This is a genomic window from Extensimonas perlucida, from assembly GCF_007655255.1.
GTDB lineage: Bacteria > Pseudomonadota > Gammaproteobacteria > Burkholderiales > Burkholderiaceae_C > Extensimonas > Extensimonas perlucida.
Genome location: NZ_VMYE01000047.1, coordinates 1 through 1,238 on the forward strand (window position 1 = coordinate 1; position 1,238 = coordinate 1,238).

At 61.6% G+C, this 1,238-nt stretch carries 1 protein-coding gene and 1 pseudogene; both read left to right on the forward strand.

Annotation, left to right across the window (positions count from 1 at the left end; all coding sequences use genetic code 11):
• Positions 1-127: 127 nt before the first annotated feature.
• Positions 128-451: pseudogene (locus FK527_RS17130) on the forward strand (transposase); the annotation flags it as partial.
• A 228-nt stretch (positions 452-679) separates the two neighbouring features.
• Positions 680-988: a hypothetical protein gene (locus FK527_RS17135; RefSeq protein ID WP_144735881.1), complete on the forward strand. Its 309-nt coding sequence runs from the start codon at positions 680-682 to the stop codon at positions 986-988.
• Positions 989-1,238 lie beyond the last annotated feature (250 nt).

The following is a 1,238-nucleotide window of genomic DNA, read 5'->3' on the forward strand; positions in this document are numbered from 1 at the left end:
GGGTCATACCGAAAAATCTCGGGCAACTGGCTTTGAGAAATCAACCCAGCAGTCCCCTGTGTGCATGCCTGAGACGCCCCAAACGTGTGCTATACTTGTGCTCATGCGGTTGGATTTCCTATCCCCCATCCCGTTCCTGGCCTTCCCGCCCGAGCTGCGCCGGGTGATCTACACGACCAACAGCATCGAGTCGCTGAACTACCAGCTGCGCAAGGTCACCAAGAACCGCGGCCACTTCCCCAACGACGACGCCGTGATCAAGCTGCTGTGGCTAGCGATCTGCAACATCGAGGACAAGAGAGCCCGCGACCGGGCCAAGGACCGCGGCAAGCCCGCCGCCGAACGCAAGGCCCAACCCCGACTCGTCGAAGGACAGGTCGTCACCAACTGGAAGCAGGCCCTGGCCCAGCTCGCGATCGCCTACCCCGACCGCATCAACCCCTACCTCTAACCCACAACCCAAAGTAAAGAGATCGACTCACTTACACAAAATTCTTGACAAACTCTCGGCGGGTCGTTACTCTTCGATTATCCCGATCTCGCCAGCGGTTGTCCGACGCAACGAACCGATGGAATCGTGACACCCGAACACAATTGCGACCGACCGTCGCTCGAGCAGCGTCTCGCCGAGCTGGGCTGGGTTTCCGGCAAGACGCGGTCAACTATGAGGAGAACTGAGATGGCAGTGACCGAGATCGTTCGGCTTCGACCCGCAGAGGGCGTGGACGAGGAGACATTCCTCGCCGCGAACGAGGTGTTCGAGCAGGACTACATGCGGCACCGGCAGGGTTTCATCCGACGAACTCTGCTTCGAGGGGATGACGGGGACTGGGCCGTGATCGTTGACTGGGCGACCATTACCGACGCGGAAGCCTCGATGGCGGCGTTCCCCACTGACGCAGCCTCGGCACCGTTCAACGCGGTACTCGACCCGGCGACCTTCGAGATGAAGTGCTACGTAGTGGAAAGGATCTTCGAACCATCATGATCCCCCACGTCAAATCACGCGCCCTGTCATCGCGCCAGACAAGTCGACCAGCGCCGTGACCCACCCGTCCGATTTCCTGGTCTCAAGAAGAAAGGTGCTCGGCGCCGGCGGCGCTGCTCTTGTCCAAGCTGGTGCCCCCGCCGCGCACGCACCGCCACCGCTACTTTGGCGTGCTGGCACCGAACTCACCCTTGAGGCCTGCCGTCACGGCGCTGGCGCGTGATGCAGCGGTGAAACCGGCGCAGGTGCA